Raw genomic sequence first — 18,267 nt, 5'->3', positions numbered from 1 at the left:
ATCCGGCATCGGCCGGCAGCGCCGACAAGATCATGGATGCGGCGATCGAAGCCGGCGCCGACGATGTCGAATCCGACGAGGAAGGCCACACCATCTATTGCGGCTTTGAGAACATGGGCGAAGTGTCGAAGGCGCTGGAAGGCGCACTCGGTGAGGCTGAATCGGTCAAGCCGATCTGGCGGCCGCAAAACAACGTTCCGGTCGACGAGGAGCGGGCACAGTCGCTGATGAAGCTGGTTGCCACGCTCGAGGATGACGACGACGTGCAGAGCGTCTACGCCAACTTCGAAGTCGACGACGAGACCATGGCCAAGCTCAGCGCGGCATGAGCGAAGCTCAGTCCGAAATGAGCGGAGCTATACCCGCCACGAGCGAAAAGCCGTTGCCGGTCATCCGCATCACCTATTGCACGCAGTGTCAGTGGCTGCTGCGCGCCGGCTGGATGGCGCAGGAGCTGCTGTCGACCTTCGGCACGGACCTTGGCGAAGTGACGCTGGTGCCCGGCACCGGCGGCATCTTCACCATTTCCTGCAATGACGTGCTTGTCTGGGATCGCAAGCGCGACGGCGGCTTTCCGGACGCGGCCAAACTGAAGCAACTGGTCCGCGATGTCATTGATCCGGACCGCGACCTCGGCCATTCCGATCGGAAGACAAAGGCATAGGGGTCGCGAGCGCTGCCGTCACTTGCGTCGCCACGCACCGACGGCGGCGCCAATCGCAATACCCACGGCAACGCCCATCGGCAGATCATCCAGAGCGGTGCCGATCGCGGCACCGACACCAACTCCGATGGCCATGCCGAAGGCCATATTTGCGTATTGATCCTTCATCGGTCGCTCCATCCATCGTCGTCAACGCGTGGCGAACCAGAAGGATGCCAGCGCGGCTATGCCGCTGATGGTGCGGACATGGTTCCACATCACCCATTCATTGAGGTAGCGCGACCACAGGCTTGCGCCATTGCTGCTGGCCGGATCGACGGCGGCGAGCGCATCGTTCAGCGGGACGTTGAAGATCATCGTCACCACCACGATGCCGATGAGATAGAGCAGGCTGCCGACAATCAGCCAGAGCGAGCCCGGCTGGCTCCAGCCGATCACCGCACCGATGGCGACAAGGACGCAGACGAGCGCCGTGCCGAACAGCGCCGTCATGAACAGCGGCGTCACCGCGGTGACGTTGATCGAATTCATCGCGGCGATACCGCCGGCAGCGGGCATGCGGGCGAGACCCGGCATGACGAAGCTGGAGAAAGCAAAGAAGACGCCACCGACGACGCCTGAGCCTATTGCGGCGATGAAGATGAGGGTGGGGAGAAGCTTCGCGATCATGTCAGTTGCTCCAGATGCCGGTTGCGGCGGTTTGCGTTGCGTAGGCGGAGAAGTCTCTTGGCTGGCGACCAAGCACGCGCTGGACGCCGTCGGTGAGCGACTCGTTGCGGCCGTCGAGCACCTGGGTGAACAGCTCATTGAGCAGCCAGCCGAATTCGGGCGGCAGCTCATGCGCGGCCACTGCGGCAGTGAATTCCTCATGCGAGATCCTGACAAAGCGGATGTCGCGTCCGGCCGCCTTGGCAATCTCGGCGACCGCGTCTGCGAAGCTCAGCAGCCGCGGCCCGGTCAACTCATAGAGCTGGCCGACATGGCCTGGCTCCGTCAGCACGGCAAAGGCGGCGTCGGCTATGTCGTCGGCATCGACAAAGGGCTCGCCGACATTGCCGATCGGCAACGCCACTTCGCCTTCAGCCAGGGACCCGGTGAAGAAGCCTTCGCTGAAGTTCTGCGAGAACCAAGCGCAGCGCAGGATGGTCCAGTCGGCGCCCGAGGCCTTCAGCATCTCTTCGGCGCGCTGGGCTTCCGTTTCGCCGCGCCCCGACAGCAGCACCAGTCGGGTGACACCGTTTTGCACCGCGAGCCTGGCGAAGGCGTCGACGGTTTCAGCGGCGCCCGGCACGGCGATGTCGGGATAGTAGCTGATGTAGACGGCGCTGACGCCTTGCATTGCCGGTCCCCAGGTCGCTGGGACTTCCCAGTCGAAGCGCGGTGTACCGGAGCGCGAGCCGATCCGCACCGGCAGGTCGTGCGCCGTCAGCCGCTCGGCGAGACGGCGGCCGGTCTTGCCGGTGCCGCCGAGGATCAGAATTGGTTTGGTTGTCGGGTCAGTCATAACCGTTTCCTCTGTTTAAAATATGAATAATCCTCACATTTGCAAAATGTGATAAACCCTCGTATTTTGCGAGTCAAGCGATTTTGCTGGCATTGGAGTCAGTCATGGAAGACACGGCCGCGCCGGTTTCCCCGCGGGAGCAGATTGCTTCGCCGCGCCGGGCGCCGAGCCAGCAACGCAGCCGCGAGCGGGTCGAGCGCATGCTGGCGGCTGCCTCGGCGCTGATCGCCGAGCAAGGCAGCGATGCCATGCGCATGGGGGAGGTGGCGGAACGGGCAGGGGTGTCGATCGGGTCGCTCTACCAGTTCTTTCCGGACAAGCGGGCGATCATCTGGGCGCTGGCCGAGCGCTACACCGCCGAAAGCCAGGCCTGCATCTCAGCCGCACTGGCTGGTGTCAGCGACGCCGAAGGGCTGGGCCGGGCGTTTTCGGAACTGGTCGATATCTATTACCGGCTGTTCCTGGCCGAACCGGTGATGCGCGACATCTGGTCGGGCACGCAAGCCGACAAGGCGCTGCGCCAACTCGAACTCGCCGACAGCCGCGCTAACGCGGAATTTCTCACCGCGGTGCTGAAACGGCTGCGGCCAGCCGCCGATCCGGTGGCGTTGGAAACGACGGCGTTCCTCATCTGGCAAATGGGCGAGGCCGCCATGCGGCTGGCGATTTCCGTCGAGCGCCAGGAGGGCGACAGGCTGGTCGCCGCCTACAAGCGCATGGCGCTGAGGGAATTGCTGGCCGAGTAGCAACGCGCACTAGCGGCCAAAATAGTCCTTCAGCATTTCCGCGCGTTCATCCTCTGTGCACATCGCCATGCGGCCGAGGTTGAACTGGCCGCGATAGAGCGCGATGACGGACAATGCGCATTTCACCGTCTCGTCATCGGTGGAAGTTGCCAGATCCCGCAATGCCAAATGCAGAAGCGTTCGCCACGCTGCCTTGTAATGCGGTTCGATCCAAGCAGGAATCTTCGGGTTCCGGTCGTCGAGCAGTCGCGCTTCTTCGATGGTTGCGGCCAGACCATAGGCTCCCCAGTAAGCCGGAGCGTGACCTTCGGAGATGCGAACGATTTCAACGACCGCAGCGTAAGACGCGTCTCCAACGTCCCCCTGATGATGCAACTCATTCCAAAGTTCGTCCCAGACCGTTTTGTCATCATAGCGAAGGGTCAGTGTTCGCAATGCCGGTCGAGGATCGTAGGCCACCTTGTATCCGCCTTTAAGGCCGGACCATCGCTCGTCGTCGAGAATAAACATCTTGCCCTCCGAGAACCATTGCGTTCCACCAAGGCTGCCCGTGGTCAACAAAAAAACCCGCCACGAGGGCGGGTTTTTGATCTGCTAAACGATTGTCAGGCTTAGATGCCGAAACCTTCGAAACGCTTCTTGAACTTCGACAGGCGGCCGCCGCGGTCGAGCAGGGTCTGCTGGCCGCCGGTCCAGGCCGGGTGGGTGGTCGGGTCGATATCGAGGTTCATCGTATCGCCTTCCTTGCCCCAGGTCGAACGGGTCGTGTATTCGGTGCCGTCGGTCATGACGACCTTGATGGTGTGGTAGTCGGGATGAATAGCGCTCTTCATGGCTCGGTTCCTGGCTTGCCGGCGCGGCTGACGGGCATAAGCCTGCGTCGATGCGCCTCTTTTTAAAACTCGAAGCCGCAGCTATTGAGGAGCCACGGCTTCTAAAACGGTCGGCGAGCCTATACATCAGCCGGAATTGAATCACAAGGCCGCGGCAAGCGCATATTGAGGCGCAGACCCCAAGGGCGGCTGGAGGAAACATCGGGATGGCGCAAATCAGCAGCGCAGACGAGCGCCGGCGCTCGCTCAAGCCGCTCCGGCGCCTGTTCCCCTACATCACGCACTATCGCACACTGGTCGTCGGCGCCATCATCTCGCTGGTCATCGCGGCGGCAACCACGCTGGCGCTGCCGCTGGCGGTGCGACGCATGATCGATCATGGTTTCTCGTCGTCCAGCACCACCTTCATTGCCGAATATTTCGCCGCCCTGGTGGCGATGGCCGCCGTGCTGGCGGCCGCATCGGCCGGTCGCTACTATTTCGTCATCACGCTGGGCGAGCGCGTCGTCGCCGACATCCGGCGCGATGTCTTCGCCCATGTGACGACGCTTTCGCCTGCCTTCTTCGATACCGCCCAGTCGGGCGAGATCGTGTCGCGGCTTGCCGCCGACACGACGCAGGTCAAGTCGGCGGTCGGAGCGACGGCCTCGGTGGCGCTACGCAACGTCATCCTCGGCCTTGGCGCGGTGGGGATGATGGTCATCACCAGCCCGAAACTGTCCGGGTTGGTCATTGCCGCTATTCCTGTCATCGTGCTGCCGCTGGTCGCTTTCGGCCGTTCGGTGCGGCGCAAATCACGCCAGGCGCAGGATACGCTGGCCGATGCCACCGCCTATGCCAGCGAGCAGATAGGCGCGGTGCGCACGCTGCAGGCCTTTACCAATGAGAAGCTGGTCACCGGGCATTTCTCGGCCGCGGTGGAAGCTGCTTTCGAGGCGGCACGCTCCTCGATCTTCGCGCGCTCCTTCCTTACCTTCTTCGCCATTTTCACCATCTTCTCGTCCGTCGTGGCGGTGCTGTGGTTTGGCTCGCGCGACGTGCTCGAAGGCTCGATATCGCCCGGTACGCTCGGTCAGTTCCTGCTCTATTCGGTGTTCGCCGCCGGCGCGCTGGGCGCCCTGTCGGAAGTCTGGGGCGAGCTTGCGCAAGCGGCGGGCGCCGCCGAACGGCTGACCGAGATCCTGGCCGAGAAGCCGGCGATCCAGGCTCCCGCCGATCCGAAGCCGCTGCCGGCCGTCGCCAAGGGCGCGATCGCCTTCGACAATGTCTCCTTCTCCTACCCGGCGAGGCCCGACCGCGCCGCCGTGCATGGCTTGAGCTTTCAGGTCATGCCGGGCGAGACGGTGGCGATCGTCGGGCCGTCAGGGGCCGGCAAGAGCACGGTGTTTTCGCTGATCCTGCGCTTCTACGATCCCGAAACAGGCAAGATCCTGATCGATGGCGTCGATGTGCGTGAGGCCGATCCCGTTTCGGTCCGCCAGCGCATCGCGATCGTGCCGCAGGACGTCACCATTTTCGCGGCAAGCGCGCGTGACAATATTGGTTTCGGCCGGCCGGGAGCCAGCAAGGCCGAAATAGAGACGGCGGCGAAGGATGCGCTTGCCGATGAATTCATCCTCAAGCTGGAAAAAGGCTATGACAGCCAGGTCGGTGAGCGCGGCGTGACGCTGTCAGGCGGCCAGCGCCAGCGGGTTGCGATCGCCCGCGCCATCCTGCGCGACGCCCCGATCCTGCTGCTCGACGAGGCCACCTCCGCCCTCGACGCCGAAAGCGAGACGTTGGTGCAGACGGCGCTGGAACGGCTGATGCAGGGCCGCACCACGATCGTCATCGCCCACCGCCTGGCAACGGTGCTGAAGGCCGACAGGATCCTGGTCATGGATGGCGGCTCGATCGTCGAGGAAGGCACGCATCAAAGCCTTGTCGCCAAGGGCGGCATCTATGCGCGGCTGGCCAAGCTGCAGTTCGAAACCGGCGCCAGTGCTTTCAGGGGCGCGGCTGAGTAGGCAGAAACATCTGCCGCTGTGCCGGCAAGCCGCTATACGGCTCCGTATCGCTGCTTCAGATGGTTCACGAAATAGGTAGCGTTGAGCTTTTCGCCGGTGGCGCGTTCGAGCAGGTCCGGCGTCGACCAGCGTGATCCCTGCGACCAGATTTTTTCGCGGCGCCACTCGTTGATCGCCTCGAAATTGCCTTTGGCGAGATCGTCATCGGCGGCAGGATGATCCCGCGTCAGCGCCGCCCATTGCTGCGCCGCCATCATCGCGCCCAGCGTATAGGAGGGGAAATAGCCGAAGGCGGCCCCTGGCCAATGCACGTCCTGCATCGGGCCGTCGGCCGGATTGTCGATGGTGGAAAGACCGAGGTAATCGCGCATCTTGGCGTCCCAGGCTTCGGGCAGATCAGCCACCTCCAGCCGGCCCGCGACGAGTTCCTGCTCCAGTTCGTAGCGCAGGATGACATGCAGGGGATAGGTCACCTCGTCGGCATCGACACGGATCAGGCCGCGCTCGACGCGATGCACATGCGGCAGGATGTCGTCGAGCGACCAGGCTTCGCCGAGATGCTTTTCGACCACCGGCAGCGCCCAGTTCCAGAAGGCCGGGTTGCGGCCGAGCTGTTTCTCGACGAACAGGCTCTGGCTTTCATGCACGGCCATGCCGCGCGCCTTGCCGAGCGGCCAGTGCGACCATGACTTCGGCAGGTTCTGTTCGTAGAGCGCATGGCCGGTCTCGTGCAGCACGCCCATCAGCGCCGACAGGAAGTCTGTAGTCTTGTAGCGGGTGGTGATGCGCACGTCGCTCGGCACGCCGCCGCAGAAAGGATGGTGCGACACCGACAGCGATCCGTGCGTCAGGTCGAAGCCGACCGCCGCCATCATGGCAAGGCCGAGCTCGCGCTGCCGGTCGATCGCATAGGTGCCTGAGAGCGGCTTCAGCGGGCGCTTGCGCAGCCGTGCGTCCTGGATAGCCAGCGCCTCCGGCACGAAACCTTTCAGGAAAGCCTTCAGGTCGGCGAACACTGGCGTGATGTCGGCGGTGCGGTTGCCGGGGTCGTACTGCTCCATCAGCGCGTCATAGGGGGCGAGGCCGAGCACATCGGCACGCAGCGCCGCCTCCTCGCGCACCAGCGCCACGACGCCCTCCAGCGCCGGCTGGAAGCCCGCCCAGTCGTTCTTGGCGCGCAGGCCGCGCCACAGCTGCTCGCAACGCATGCGCGCGGTCGTCTGGCGTTCGACGAATTCGACCGGCAGGCAGGTCAGGTTGGTGTATTGCCGCCGCAGTTCCGAGACGGCGGCGCGCTGCTCTTCAACCAACGCTTCCTGCTCGGCCGCGGCGATCCAGTCCGCTATCTCCGGCGCCGTTGCCCTGGTGTGATACATGCCGGCCAGTGCCGACATCGCCTCGGCACGTTTCTCGCCACCGCCGACAGCCATGTGGGTGGCCTCGTCGGCGCCGAGGATGGCCAGCGCATGCTCGAGCGCTTCGAGCTTGTGGCCGAGGTCATCGAGTTTCTGAAAGGACATGGCGGCTTCCGTGATTGGGGACGGCGCGAAAAGACACCAACGCAAATGCGTTGGCAACCCTCGGATGCCGTCCGGCAGATGCACCTTGCGCAGGCGAGGCCGCGCATGGAATGCTGCCGGCGACCAATGAAGGGGGAGCAAATGATCGGCAACATCCTGGTCGGGCTGGTGGCCTTGATCCATGTCTACATCGTCTATCTCGAGATGGTGCTGTGGGACACGCCGCGCGGACACAAGGCTTTCAACCTGACCCCGGAATTCGCCAGTGCCTCGAAAGTGCTCGCCGCCAATCAGGGGCTCTACAACGGGTTCCTCGCCGCCGGCCTCATCTGGGGGCTTTACCTCGGGGCGGCCGGTTTCCAGGTCAAGGTTTTCTTCCTGTTGTGCGTGGCTGTTGCCGGCCTCTATGGCGCAGCAACGGTTGGCCGTAAGATCCTGTTCATCCAGACTGTGCCGGCGACGCTGGCGCTAGTTGCGCTCTGGACAGGGTGGTGACGCCAAGGAGTTCTTTGAGCCGGCGATGACAATGTGTTTTCGTGAAAAGGGCGTGTCAGCCTATGAATGACGAAGCAGCACCCTTGTCCCCTTTGTCGCAGGATGTTTTAGCTGCGATAGGCAGGGTCGTGACTAACGCAGGTGCCATCGAAGGTGCTTTACATCACCACCTCGCAAAACTGATGTCGATCAGGCCAAACCCTGAAACGCAGACCATGGAATTCGACCGCCACGGTTTTGTGGTTAGTTGGATGGTGCTCGGGGGACAATCAGGCAGGGAGACATTAAATGATCTTTCTCATGTCGCCGAATTGTTCTCCGCCGATGCCGCAAAGGAGTTGCGAACTCTGGGCGAAAAGCTGGAGCTTTCAAAGAGAATTAGAGACAACGTTGCCCATCATATAACCGGCATGGAAGGAAATAATCTAATAGTTAGGCGCCTGAGTACGCATCGGAAGAAGTTATTTGAAGAGATAATTTATTCCGTTGACGATTTGCATACCTGCGCCAACGAAATGAAACGTATTGCGTTGCGTATCGATGAAGTCGTTACACAAATTACAGGGCTAAGAAATTCGATAATCAATGAAGCCCTCGGCACTTGGTGATGAAAAAAAGACGCCCGCGGGATGGCTCCCGAAAGCGTCAGGTGATCCCTTCCTCGTGGACCGTTTCGGGCGCTGTGGCCTCAGCCGTTCGGGTAGTTGCCGCCGTCGTCGCCGTCGCCCATCAGGAAACCGCTGCCGGTATCGACCCTCAGGCGCTGGTCGACATTGTCGAGCCGGCGCAGCAGGTCATGATATTGCGCGGCCGGTATCCTGCCGTGATCGGACGCGGCGACTTTCTCTGCCGCCTGACCGATGTGGGCCGTGCGCATTTCCAGGCGTTCCGCCACGGCCGGGGTGATGTTGTTGGCCTGTCTTGCGTCCACGATGCCCTGCCGGACGCCCTGCACCTGTGCGATAAGCGCCTCGACACGCGGGCCAGTCATGTCGGTCGGATCGGCCGCGTCGAGAGCGCCCTTGTGATGGCCCGCGGCATAGGCGCCGGCAAGCGGAACGGCGATGAGGAGCGCCGTGAGTGTAGCAGTTCTAAGCGAGGTCTTGAAAGAGCGCATCACGCGTCTCCTCTTGTAGAGGAAGGCGGCGGTTGTCCGCCTGCCTTCCGGCCTTGGGCCGTCCGGTTCCGTCGCGTCGCGATGAGGGGGTTCATCGCCGGCGGTTCTCGGCCCGGGCGGCAAGTTAGGATCGCCCTGCGACAATGTGTAATTAAAAAAAGATAATCTTTTCAGGCCTTGTCGGCCTCTATCTGCGCCCTAGAGTTGAGCCGACGAACAAGTTCGCGTGATTTTGGATCAACGTTCGGTGAGCTTCAGTTCAATACGGCGGTTCTTATTGCGCGCCTCTTCGGTGTCGGCGGGGTCGAGCGGCTGGAACTCACCGAAACCGGCGGCTACGAGCCGGTTGGCAGGCACGCCGTTTTCGATCAGGAATTTCACCACCGAGGTCGAACGCGCCGTCGACAGCTCCCAATTGTCGCGGTAGCGGCCGGCGCCGGAGAGCGGCTTATTGTCAGTGTGGCCGTCGACGCGCAGCACCCAGTTGATCTCGGGCGGGATTTCCTTCTGCAGCTCGATGATGGCGTCGGCGAGCTTCTTCATCTCGACCTTGCCGGCATCGTTGATCACCTCGGAGCCGGTCGGGAACAGCACTTCCGACTGGAAGACGAAGCGGTCGCCGACGATACGGATGTTCTCGCGGTCGGCGAGGATTTCGCGCAAGCGGCCGAAGAAGTCGGAGCGGTAGCGGTTCAACTCCTGCACGCGCTGTGCCAGAGCGACGTTGAGGCGTCGGCCGAGGTCGGCGATCTTGGTGTTGGAATCGCGGTCGCGGATTTCGGAGACGTTGAGCGCATCCTCGAGCGCGCCGATCTGCTTGCGCAGTGCCGCGATCTGCTGGTTGAGGATCTCGACCTGGCTCAGCGCCTGCTGGCTGATCTGGCGTTGGCTGTCGAGTTCGCCGCCGAGCGCCGCGGCGCGCTGGTTGGCGGCGTCGCCGGCACCGGCGCCTTGCGCCAGCAACTGTTGGAGCCGGCTCCTTTCCGCTTGCGCGGCTGACAGCGACGCCTGCAGATTGGCCAGTGAATCATCCTTGTCCTGCGCCGTCGAGCGCTCCAGCGCCAGCAACTGGGTCAGCTCGTTGATCTGCGAGTTGAGGCGCGAGAGTGCCGTATCCTTGCCGGAGATTTCGCGTCCCAGCAGGAACTGCGCCAGCACGAAGACCGTGAGCAGGAACATGATGGCCAAAAGCAGCGTCGACAGCGCGTCGACGAAACCCGGCCAGTAGTCGATGCGGCGATCGGTGCGCCGGCCCCTGGCGAGTGCCACTTCAGTGAACTCCGGGCTTCTTCAGGGCATCGGCGATCTTTTCCAGCGTGTTGCGCATCGCCTTCTGCTCGTCGGACTGGGCTTCGACCCAGTCGCGCATGATCTGCTGTTCCGAGCGCATGTTCTTGACCAGGCCGGAAATGCCGTCGGCGAGATTGGCCATGGCGGTGGCGACGCGCGGGTTGGAGCCGCCGCCATTCTCCTGCATCGAGCGCAGCCGTTCCGACAGCACCCGGATCTCGTCGGAGGATTCGGTCTTGGCTGGGTCGGCGACGACGATGTCCGACGACAGGTCGGTCACCGAGGACAGCCAGTTTTCCAGTTCGGTGTAGAAGCGTGTCTGGGCGCGACCGGCCTGCAGGTCGAGGAAGCCGAGCACCAGCGAGCCGGAGAGGCCGAACAGCGAGGACGAGAAGGCGGTGCCCATGCCGGCCAGCGGCGCCGAAAGCCCCTGCTTCAGGGAATCGAGCACCGCGGCGGCGTCACCGGTGCCGGGATCGAGCGATTCGATGGTCTCGCGGATCGAACCGATGGTGTTCAACAGTCCCCAGAAAGTGCCGAGCAGGCCGAGGAACACCAGCAGGCCGACGAGATAGCGCGAGGTGTCGCGGCTTTCGTCGAGGCGGGTGGCGATGGAATCGAGCATGGTGCGCATCGAACTGGTCGAGAAGGCCGTCGCCGAGGAGCGGCCGATCATCGCCTTCATCGGCGCCAGAAGCACTGGTTCTGTCGTTTCCGAGCCGGCACGGAAGGAGTTGACCCAGCGCACTTCGCGAAACAGTCGCCCGACCTGGGCGAAGGCCAAAAGGATGCCGACCACCAGCACGCCGACGATCAGGCCATTGAGGCCGGGATTGCTGCCAAAAGCGGTTGAGATCTGTCGGGTGAGGATGGCGGCGATGAAGGCGACGATGACCAGGAAGATCACCATGGTGAGCAAAAAGACCTGCGGGCTCGATAATTTATGCGGGTCGTAGATCAGGACATCAGAACGTCTGCCCATGCCGAAGGATCTGAGAAAAGCCATCCGTGCCCCGTTTCCGATGCCGCCGCCGATCACGTAAACCGCGACTCTAAACGGAATTGTGACCAAATTGAATGGCGCTTGGCAATATTGCCGCGTCGAGAATGTCAGAAGCGATTGATGACCAGACAGTCGACCATGGCGGCCAGATGCAGGCCAGCACCGGTGACGACGAAACCGTGCCACAGCGCGTTGTGGAAGCGCAGCCCCTTCCAGGCGAAGAAGATGACGCCGCAGGAGTAGACGATGCCGCCTGCGACGATCAGCGCTATCGATGTCGTCGGCAGCGTCTGGACAAGCGGCTTGACCAGGATGATGCCGCTCCAGCCGATGGCGAGATAGAAACCGATCGCCAGCCGGTCGAAACGGCCGGGAAAGAACACCTTGATGGCAATACCCAGCACTGCCGCGGTCCAGACCAGCACGATCATCCAGCGCGCCAGCGGCGAGCCTTCGAGCTGCGCCAGGAAAGGCGTATAGGTCGCGGCGATCAGCAGATAGATCGCGGCGTGGTCGAAACGCCGCAACACCCATTTCAACGGCGACGACACCGGCCACAGATTGTAGGTCATCGACACCGAGAGCACGGTGAGCAGCGAAACCACGTAGAAGGCGGCGGCGATGTATTCGCCAGGTCCGACACGAAAGGCGGCAAGCGCCAGCAGTGCCGACCCTGCCGCGATCGCCAGCACGATGCCGATCGCGTGGACAACACCGTCTGCGATCATCTCGGCACGCGAATAGTGCCAGCGTCCGATGAACGGGATATCGGGGTAGGGCTGGTTGTCTCTCACTAAGCCGGGTTCCTGCACCGCGCCCTTCAATTTGGGCGCATGCCGGGCAGTATTTCAAGCTTCCATTGCGGTTTTGCGACTGCGGCGCATCAGCGCGGCGTGGCTGTCAGCGGGAGGAGAGCGGCTTCTTCACGACCTTCAGCAAAGCGCGCTGGATGATCTCGTTGCCGGCGACGACCGAGCCGTTGTCGAGCATGTCCTGGCCGCCATCCATGTCGGAGACGAAGCCGCCCGCCTCGCGGATCAAAAGCAGCCCGGCGGCGATGTCCCAGGCCGACAGGCCGGTTTCCCAGAAGCCATCCATGCGGCCGGCGGCGACATAGGCGAGATCGAGCGATGCGGAGCCGAGGCGGCGGACGCCGGAAACCTCGGCCATGACATTGCGCAGTTCGACCAGGAAATTGCCGTGGTGGCCGCGGCCGAGATGCGGCATGCCGCAGCCGATCACGGTGTCGACCAGCTTGATGCGGCCGGCGACGCGCAAGCGGCGGTCGTTCATGAAGGCGCCGCCCCCGCGTTCGCAGGTGTAGAGTTCGTCCATCGCCGGATTGTAGATGACGCCGGCGACGATCTGGCCCTGGCGCTCCAGCGCGATCGAAACGGCAAAGAGCGGAATGCCGTGCAGGAAATTGGTGGTGCCGTCGAGCGGGTCGACGATCCAGCGATGCTGGCCGTCGTCGCCTTCAACCACGCCGCGCTCTTCCATCAGGAAGGAATAGCCGGGCCGAGCCTTGGACAATTCGGCAAAGACGATGTCCTCTGCCTTGCGGTCGGCCTGGCTGACATAATCGCCGGGGCCCTTCATCGAGACCTGCAGGTTCTGCACCTCGCCGAAGTCGCGCGACAGCGAGCGGCCGGCCTTCATTGCGGCCTGGACCATGACGTTGAGAAGGGCTGAGCGTGCCATAGTGCTTTTTCCCGGTGCTGCGCTTTAAATTCTGCCTCGATGCATGTCGGTGACCCGGAACCCGGCCACTTTTGGGCGACATGCGTCAGTCGGCGCGGCGCACGTAAGTGATTTCGTTGGTGTCGACGATGATGCGCTCGCCGGCGCCGATGAAGGGCGGCACCAGGACGCGGATGCCGTTCTCCAGGATCGCCGGCTTGTAGGACGATGCCGCCGTCTGACCCTTCACCACCGGGTCGGCCTCGGTGATGGTCAGCGTCACATAGTCGGGCAGCGAAATGCCGATCGGCCGCTCTTCGTAGAGCTGGACCGTCACCATCATGCCGTCCTGCAGGAAGGCGGCGCGATCGCCGACGAAGTCTTTGTTCAATTCGAGCTGCTCGTAGCTCTGGGTGTCCATGAACACCAGTGCGTCTTCCTGCGCGTAAAGGAAGGAAAAATCCTTCAGGTCGAGCCGGATCTGTTCGACGGTCTCGGCCGAGCGGAAGCGCTCGTTGAGCTTGGTGCCGTTGATGAGGTTCTTCAGTTCGACCTGATTGTAGGCGCCGCCCTTGCCGGGCTTGACGGTGTTGGTCCTGACCGCCACCCAAAGCCCGCCATCATGCTCGATGACATAGCCGGGACGGATTTCGTTGCCATTGATCTTGGCCATGATGAGATGATCCGGAATGATGCCAACGGCCACGCCGTCGGTATGGATGTTCGCTGGGAAAGCGATTTCGGGCTCCCAAGACCACAAATCGCCAGAAGAGGCAAGGGAGCGGGCAGGTCGGTGCCAGGCGAGGGGAGCCGAGGTTACACTTGGAATGACCGCGAGAACCGCCGTCAAGGCAGCCGGTTGGCCTTCTGCAGCGCCTGCTTGGTCTGGTCGTCGTCCAGCCCCTGCAGGAAGTCGTCCATCTGTGGGTCGATGAGGCCGGCACGGCGGGCGACGACGTACCAGGCGCCGGCAAGCACAAGGTCCGGATCGGTGCCGATGCCTTGCATATAGAGCTTGGCCAGGCGGTTCTGGGCGGCGACATTGCCGCCCTCCGCCGCCTGCTTCATCCAGCCGAAGGCGGATTTCAGGTCGCGCGCACCGCCGCGGCCTTCGATCATCCAGGCGGCGAGATCGATCTGCGCGGTGTCGTAGTTCTGCCTTGCGGCCTGCGCCAGCAGGCGCCTTGCCTGGGCGTCGTCACGTGGCTTGCCACCGACACCGTTGGCGTAGATCTGCGACATTGCATATTGCGCGTCCGCGAGGCCGGTCGCGGCGGCGCGCTCATAGTAGGAAACCGCCTTGGCCATGCCGGCGTCGCCGGGGTCCTGCTGGACCAGCATCTGCGCGAAATTGAATTGCGCCAGCCGGTTGCCGGCTTCGGCGGCGGCCTGCATCAAGGCGTAGGCCTCTTTTCCATCCTTTTTGACGTAGCGGCCGTCGAGCAGCATCAGCGCATACTGGAACTGCGATTCCGGCACACCCTGTTCGGCGGCCAGCGCGTACCATTTCGCCGCTTGCGCCGAATTGACCGGCACACCGAGCCCCCGCGACAGGATCTCGGCCACCAAGGTCTGCGCCGCCGGATCGCCGTTTTGCGCCCGGACCAATGCCAGATTGTAAGCTGTCTTGTAGAGACCGCGCTGGAAGGCGCCATAGGCCGCGTCGGCAGGTTTTGCGCCGAAGCGGTCGGGATTGACCGTGTCGGCCGACGGCAGCGGCGCGGGCTCGGCCGTGGTAGCGGGCTGCGGCAACGGCTTGTCGATCGGCTTGTCGGTGTGGACGCCGATTTCCGGCTTGGGCTGCGGCAGGGGAATGGTCTCCGCGGCGGCAGCCTGGACCATCAGCACCGCAAGCAGAGCCTGGAGGGGAAGCGTCGCCGAGGACATTTCAGTCCTCGAAGCGCGGCGCGGTCTCGTCGAGCAGCGCGTTGGCGGTGGCGACCGCTGTCCTGGGATCGGTGCCGTCGGCGAACACGGCGCTCGACAGCGCCACGAATTCAGCGCCGGTGGCGCCCACGGCTTCGACCGAGGCGATGTCGGATCCGGCCATGACGATGCAAGGGATCTGGATCATGTCCGCCCACCATGCGCCGAGCGACAGGTTGCGCGGGTGCGGTTCGGGCTTGTTGTCGTAACCGAAGCGTCCGAAGAAGATGTAGTCCGGCCGCGTCTCGCCAAGCTCGAGCGCGTCGTCACGCGTCTTGGCGCCTCCGGTGCCGACCATCATCTTTGCCTGGAAATGCTCGATCGTCTCGGCAAGTTCGGCCTTGGAGACCTCGACATGGATGCCGTCGGCCTGGACGCGGCCGGCTATGCGGGTGTCGCCGGCGATGATGACAGCAACGCCGGCGGCTTGCGCTGCCGGGACGATCTGTTCGGCGAAAGCCTGGAAGGAGGCTTCGTCCATGCCGTTCTCGGGCAGGATCAGCGAAGCGACATCGCCGCCATCGAATGCCGCGACAATACGGGCCGCCGGCACGCCGGGCGGCGCGATCAGCACGATGCGACAGCGATTGGGGGGCGTTGCTTCATTCATGGTTCTTCGGGTCCCGCGTTTCGCCTATGCCGGGCGAAGATGGTTGGATTGCGGCATAGAGCAAAGTGCCCGCTTTGAACAGGCGGGCAGCCGGGATCGCGATGTTTGACCCGCCGGGCATCCGGCGGGGCGCTTCATTTGATCGGGTGCGGGCTCGCCACGGGCGGTTTGCCCTTCCACAGCGTCCAGCCGAGATTCATGCCGGCGGCGGCGATCAGGATGGCGGTGGCGCCGACGACCTGACTCAGATGCAGCCGATGGCCGAAGGCGACGACATCGACCAGGATGGCGACGACCGGATAGATGAAGGACAGCGATCCCTGCAGATGCGTCGGCAGCTTCTGGATGGCGCCGTACATCAGTATGTACATCAGGCCGGTATGGACGATGCCGAGCGTCGCCAGCATGGTCCAGCTCCAGGCATCGGCCGGAAGCTCTGCAAGATTGGCGAAAGGCGCCAGCATGACGACGCCGACGCAGACCTGGATCAGCGCGATGAGGTGCGGCGGCGTGCCCTTGAGCTTCTTGGTGACGATGGCGGCGACGGCCCAGAAGAAAGCCGCGCCCAACGCCATGACGATGCCGGTGAAATAATCCGTGCCGATATCGCCGGCATCGGGAGCCGACTGCACTATCAGAACCATGCCGGCGAAGGCGATGGCCAGCCAGGTCAGCTTGGTCAGGGTCAGCCGCTCGGCGAAGAAAAGCGCACCGAAGCCGACCAGCATGAAAGGCTGCGTGTTGTAGACGGCGGTGGCGATCGAAATCGACGCGCGCGAGAAGGCGCTGAACAGCAGCAACCAGTTGACGACGATGGCGACGCCGCCGAGCGCGGCGATGCCGATGATGCGCAGCGACAGCCTGTTGCGCAGCAATCCCAGCCCGGCGCAGATGATGAGCAGCGTCAGCGCACCGAAAGCGCAACGCCAGAACACCACATCCATGATCGGCTGGCCGGACAGGACGACGAACCATCCGATCGTTCCCAGGATGGCCATTGCGGCTGACATTTCGACCGTGCCGCGCACCGTTTCGTTCACAACAAACCTCCATATCGGTTGAGCCGCCATAATCTCATGCTGCCGCGAAGCTTTCCATCTGATTGGAAAGGGTGTATGGCCGGTTGGCCTAATTATATTAGGAGAAAACTCCAAACTATCGGGGAAAGAAAAAGATGCTGGACGATCTCGACCGAAATCTCCTTGAAATCCTGGTCAAGGATGCACGGACCTCGCTGAAGGAACTGGCCGCCCAGGTCGGGCTGTCGTCGCCAAGCGTTTCGGAGCGGCTGCGACGGCTCGAGGAGCGCGGCGTCATCCGGGCGTTCACTGTCGAGATCGATCCGCTGGCGCTCGGCTATACCCTGCAGGCGATCGTGCGCATCCGGCCTTTGCCGGGCAAGCTGCACATTGTCCAGAAGCTGATCGAGGAGATTCCCGAATTCGGCGAATGCGACAAGGTGACGGGCGATGACTGTTTCGTCGCCCGACTGTTCGTGCGTTCGATCGGCGATCTCGACGGGATTTTGGACCGTATCGCCGACAAGGCCGAGACCAGCACCGCCATCATCAAGGCGCAGCCGATCCGGCGGCGGCCGCCGCCGCTTGACGCAACCGCCTCTCGGGATAGGGCAAAGGTCTTGCAGGCCTCCTGATCGAGTTGGGTGGAAAGCCGGTGGCCGGTTGGTTAGTGTGCCGGCCCAAACGAGGCCGGAACCATGGCGCAGAATATATACGATCGTGAGGATTTCTTCGCAGGCTATAGCCAGCTCGGCCGTTCGGTCGCGGGGCTGGAGGGTGCCGCCGAGTGGCCGGCCCTGCGCGCCATGCTGCCCGATGTCGGCGGCTTGAGGGTCGTCGATCTCGGCTGCGGCTTCGGCTGGTTCTGCCGCTGGGCTCGCGAGCATGGGGCGGCGCAGGTGCTTGGCCTGGATCTGTCGGAGAAGATGCTTGCCCGGGCAAGGGCCGCCGGTCCCGATGCTGGCATAAGCTATGAGACGGCCGATCTCGATCGGCTCAGCCTGCCGGAAGCCAGCTTCGATCTCGTCTACAGCTCGCTCGCCTTGCACTATGTCGAGGATGTGTCGCGTCTGTTCGGGACCGTGCATCGGGCCCTGGCGCCTGGCGGGCGTTTCGTCTTTTCGACGGAACATCCGATCTTCATGGCGCCGACCAAACCCGGCTGGGTGATCGATAGCGAAGGCCGCAAGACGTGGCCTGTCGACCAATATCTGGTGGAAGGACCGCGCAGCACCGACTGGCTGGCCAAGGGCGTGGTGAAACATCACCGCACGATCGGCACCACCCTTAACGCACTGATCCGGTCCGGCTTCACCATCGGCCATGTCGAGGAATTCCGGCCGACCGATGCGCAAATCGCAGCCAAGCCGGAACTGGCGGAAGAGCTCGAGCGGCCGATGTTCCTGCTGGTCTCGGCTCGGCGCTAGGCACTGGCCGGCGTCGGCCGAGTGTGCCGCCGCCACGCTCATATTTGCTGTCGCTCCGCCGGGCATTCTGGGCTATTCAAGCGTCGACCCGCTTTCCCTCCGGACCAGTCCCCCCTCCCATGTCAGGCCTGCTTCTCGATCCGTGGTTCTATGCGGCTGCCATTCCGGCGGTCATTCTGGTCGGCCTGTCCAAGGGCGGCTTTGGCGGCGCCGTCGGTTTCGTCGGCGTGCCGCTGATGGCGCTGACCATGCCGCCGGTGCAGGCGGCGGCCATCCTGCTGCCGATCCTGTGCCTGATGGACATCGTCTCGGTATGGACATGGTGGGGCGTTTACGACCGCAAGATGCTGGTCGACATGATGCCGGGCGCCGTCATCGGCATCGGCCTTGGCTGGCTGACGGCGGCACTGGTGACCGAAGAGGCGGT

23 protein-coding genes and 1 pseudogene (1 of these 24 only partly in view) are annotated in these 18,267 nt (G+C 63.3%); 9 read left to right on the top strand and 15 right to left on the bottom strand.

Annotated features, from left to right (window positions below; all coding sequences use genetic code 11):
• On the top strand, positions 1 to 329 hold a 329-nt coding region (locus EOC06_RS41470), incomplete at its 5' end, for a YebC/PmpR family DNA-binding transcriptional regulator (protein ID WP_245469273.1).
• The gene (locus EOC06_RS01225) at positions 326 to 664 is read left to right on the top strand and encodes a SelT/SelW/SelH family protein (protein ID WP_127269210.1); all 339 of its coding nucleotides are present in this window, start codon (positions 326 to 328) and stop codon (positions 662 to 664) included. The genes EOC06_RS41470 and EOC06_RS01225, both read left to right, overlap by 4 nt.
• Positions 665 to 682: 18 nt before the next feature.
• Here EOC06_RS01225 and EOC06_RS01220 read toward each other — a convergent pair whose 3' ends face one another.
• The 3 genes from EOC06_RS01220 to EOC06_RS01210 are packed head-to-tail and all read right to left on the bottom strand — an operon-like array spanning position 683 to position 2,168.
• Complete coding sequence (locus EOC06_RS01220) at positions 683 to 832, bottom strand: hypothetical protein (RefSeq protein WP_127269209.1); 150 nt, start codon at positions 830 to 832, stop codon at positions 683 to 685.
• A 21-nt stretch (positions 833 to 853) separates the two neighbouring features.
• Entirely contained in the window at positions 854 to 1,333 is a 480-nt protein-coding gene (locus EOC06_RS01215) for a DUF1772 domain-containing protein (protein ID WP_128306874.1), read from the bottom strand.
• A gap of 1 nt (position 1,334) precedes the next feature.
• Positions 1,335 to 2,168 (bottom strand): NAD(P)H-binding protein, encoded by an 834-nt coding sequence (locus tag EOC06_RS01210; protein WP_128306873.1) that lies wholly within the window; start codon positions 2,166 to 2,168, stop codon positions 1,335 to 1,337.
• A 104-nt stretch (positions 2,169 to 2,272) separates the two neighbouring features.
• On the opposite strand from EOC06_RS01210, the gene EOC06_RS01205 reads away from it, so the two are divergent.
• Positions 2,273 to 2,914, top strand: a complete 642-nt coding sequence (locus EOC06_RS01205) for a TetR/AcrR family transcriptional regulator (RefSeq protein ID WP_128306872.1) — start codon at positions 2,273 to 2,275, stop codon at positions 2,912 to 2,914.
• A gap of 9 nt (positions 2,915 to 2,923) precedes the next feature.
• Here EOC06_RS01205 and EOC06_RS01200 read toward each other — a convergent pair whose 3' ends face one another.
• Positions 2,924 to 3,424: a hypothetical protein gene (locus tag EOC06_RS01200; protein WP_128306871.1), complete on the bottom strand. Its 501-nt coding sequence runs from the start codon at positions 3,422 to 3,424 to the stop codon at positions 2,924 to 2,926.
• Between the two features lie 101 nt (positions 3,425 to 3,525).
• Entirely contained in the window at positions 3,526 to 3,747 is a 222-nt protein-coding gene (gene rpmE, locus EOC06_RS01195) for a 50S ribosomal protein L31 (RefSeq protein WP_023811830.1), read from the bottom strand.
• A 206-nt stretch (positions 3,748 to 3,953) separates the two neighbouring features.
• Here rpmE and EOC06_RS01190 point away from each other — a divergent pair, with 206 nt between their 5' ends.
• A complete protein-coding gene (locus EOC06_RS01190; protein WP_128306870.1) occupies positions 3,954 to 5,753 on the top strand; it encodes an ABC transporter transmembrane domain-containing protein in 1,800 nt (599 codons plus the stop codon).
• Positions 5,754 to 5,785: 32 nt separating this feature from the next.
• Here the strand turns inward: EOC06_RS01190 and EOC06_RS01185 are convergent, their stop codons facing one another.
• Positions 5,786 to 7,273, bottom strand: coding sequence for a carboxypeptidase M32 (locus tag EOC06_RS01185; protein ID WP_128306869.1), 1,488 nt, complete (start codon positions 7,271 to 7,273; stop codon positions 5,786 to 5,788).
• Positions 7,274 to 7,414: 141 nt separating this feature from the next.
• Here EOC06_RS01185 and EOC06_RS01180 point away from each other — a divergent pair, with 141 nt between their 5' ends.
• Both EOC06_RS01180 and EOC06_RS01175 read left to right on the top strand, forming a co-directional pair.
• Entirely contained in the window at positions 7,415 to 7,768 is a 354-nt protein-coding gene (locus EOC06_RS01180) for a DUF1304 domain-containing protein (RefSeq protein WP_128306868.1), read from the top strand.
• A 62-nt stretch (positions 7,769 to 7,830) separates the two neighbouring features.
• Positions 7,831 to 8,376 (top strand): hypothetical protein, encoded by a 546-nt coding sequence (locus tag EOC06_RS01175; protein WP_128306867.1) that lies wholly within the window; start codon positions 7,831 to 7,833, stop codon positions 8,374 to 8,376.
• A gap of 80 nt (positions 8,377 to 8,456) precedes the next feature.
• Here the strand turns inward: EOC06_RS01175 and EOC06_RS01170 are convergent, their stop codons facing one another.
• The 9 genes from EOC06_RS01170 to EOC06_RS01130 all read right to left on the bottom strand — a co-directional run bounded on the left by EOC06_RS01170 (position 8,457) and on the right by EOC06_RS01130 (position 16,434).
• On the bottom strand, positions 8,457 to 8,885 hold the full coding sequence (locus EOC06_RS01170) for a hypothetical protein (RefSeq protein WP_127269091.1): 429 nt from the start codon (positions 8,883 to 8,885) through the stop codon (positions 8,457 to 8,459).
• 237 nt (positions 8,886 to 9,122) lie between these two features.
• Positions 9,123 to 10,154, bottom strand: coding sequence for a peptidoglycan -binding protein (locus EOC06_RS01165; protein ID WP_127327624.1), 1,032 nt, complete (start codon positions 10,152 to 10,154; stop codon positions 9,123 to 9,125).
• A 1-nt stretch (position 10,155) separates the two neighbouring features.
• Positions 10,156 to 11,181: a MotA/TolQ/ExbB proton channel family protein gene (locus tag EOC06_RS01160; protein ID WP_027037204.1), complete on the bottom strand. Its 1,026-nt coding sequence runs from the start codon at positions 11,179 to 11,181 to the stop codon at positions 10,156 to 10,158.
• A gap of 104 nt (positions 11,182 to 11,285) precedes the next feature.
• A complete protein-coding gene (locus tag EOC06_RS01155) occupies positions 11,286 to 11,972 on the bottom strand; it encodes a hemolysin III family protein (RefSeq protein ID WP_164898423.1) in 687 nt (228 codons plus the stop codon).
• 106 nt (positions 11,973 to 12,078) lie between these two features.
• Positions 12,079 to 12,879 (bottom strand): inositol monophosphatase family protein, encoded by an 801-nt coding sequence (locus tag EOC06_RS01150; RefSeq protein WP_013529126.1) that lies wholly within the window; start codon positions 12,877 to 12,879, stop codon positions 12,079 to 12,081.
• Positions 12,880 to 12,964: 85 nt separating this feature from the next.
• Complete coding sequence (gene efp / locus EOC06_RS01145; RefSeq protein WP_013529127.1) at positions 12,965 to 13,531, bottom strand: elongation factor P; 567 nt, start codon at positions 13,529 to 13,531, stop codon at positions 12,965 to 12,967.
• 173 nt (positions 13,532 to 13,704) lie between these two features.
• Positions 13,705 to 14,745, bottom strand: a complete 1,041-nt coding sequence (locus EOC06_RS01140; RefSeq protein ID WP_127270840.1) for a tetratricopeptide repeat protein — start codon at positions 14,743 to 14,745, stop codon at positions 13,705 to 13,707.
• Between the two features lies 1 nt (position 14,746).
• Positions 14,747 to 15,394 (bottom strand): thiamine phosphate synthase, encoded by a 648-nt coding sequence (locus tag EOC06_RS01135; RefSeq protein WP_027037200.1) that lies wholly within the window; start codon positions 15,392 to 15,394, stop codon positions 14,747 to 14,749.
• Between the two features lie 134 nt (positions 15,395 to 15,528).
• A complete protein-coding gene (locus tag EOC06_RS01130) occupies positions 15,529 to 16,434 on the bottom strand; it encodes a DMT family transporter (RefSeq protein WP_127268482.1) in 906 nt (301 codons plus the stop codon).
• Between the two features lie 134 nt (positions 16,435 to 16,568).
• On the opposite strand from EOC06_RS01130, the gene EOC06_RS01125 reads away from it, so the two are divergent.
• The 3 genes and pseudogenes from EOC06_RS01125 to EOC06_RS01115 all read left to right on the top strand — a co-directional run.
• The gene (locus EOC06_RS01125) at positions 16,569 to 17,048 is read left to right on the top strand and encodes an Lrp/AsnC family transcriptional regulator (RefSeq protein ID WP_127268483.1); all 480 of its coding nucleotides are present in this window, start codon (positions 16,569 to 16,571) and stop codon (positions 17,046 to 17,048) included.
• A gap of 63 nt (positions 17,049 to 17,111) precedes the next feature.
• Complete coding sequence (locus EOC06_RS01120) at positions 17,112 to 17,840, top strand: bifunctional 2-polyprenyl-6-hydroxyphenol methylase/3-demethylubiquinol 3-O-methyltransferase UbiG (protein WP_128306865.1); 729 nt, start codon at positions 17,112 to 17,114, stop codon at positions 17,838 to 17,840.
• A gap of 119 nt (positions 17,841 to 17,959) precedes the next feature.
• A pseudogene (locus tag EOC06_RS01115) lies at positions 17,960 to 18,267 on the top strand (sulfite exporter TauE/SafE family protein); it runs 443 nt beyond the window's last position.

The organism is Mesorhizobium sp. M7A.F.Ca.MR.362.00.0.0, from assembly GCF_004023175.1.
In the GTDB taxonomy this organism is placed as follows: Bacteria; Pseudomonadota; Alphaproteobacteria; order Rhizobiales; family Rhizobiaceae; genus Mesorhizobium.
The sequence above is the reverse complement of the archived record's forward strand: the minus strand, read 5'-3'. Positions and strand labels throughout refer to the sequence as shown.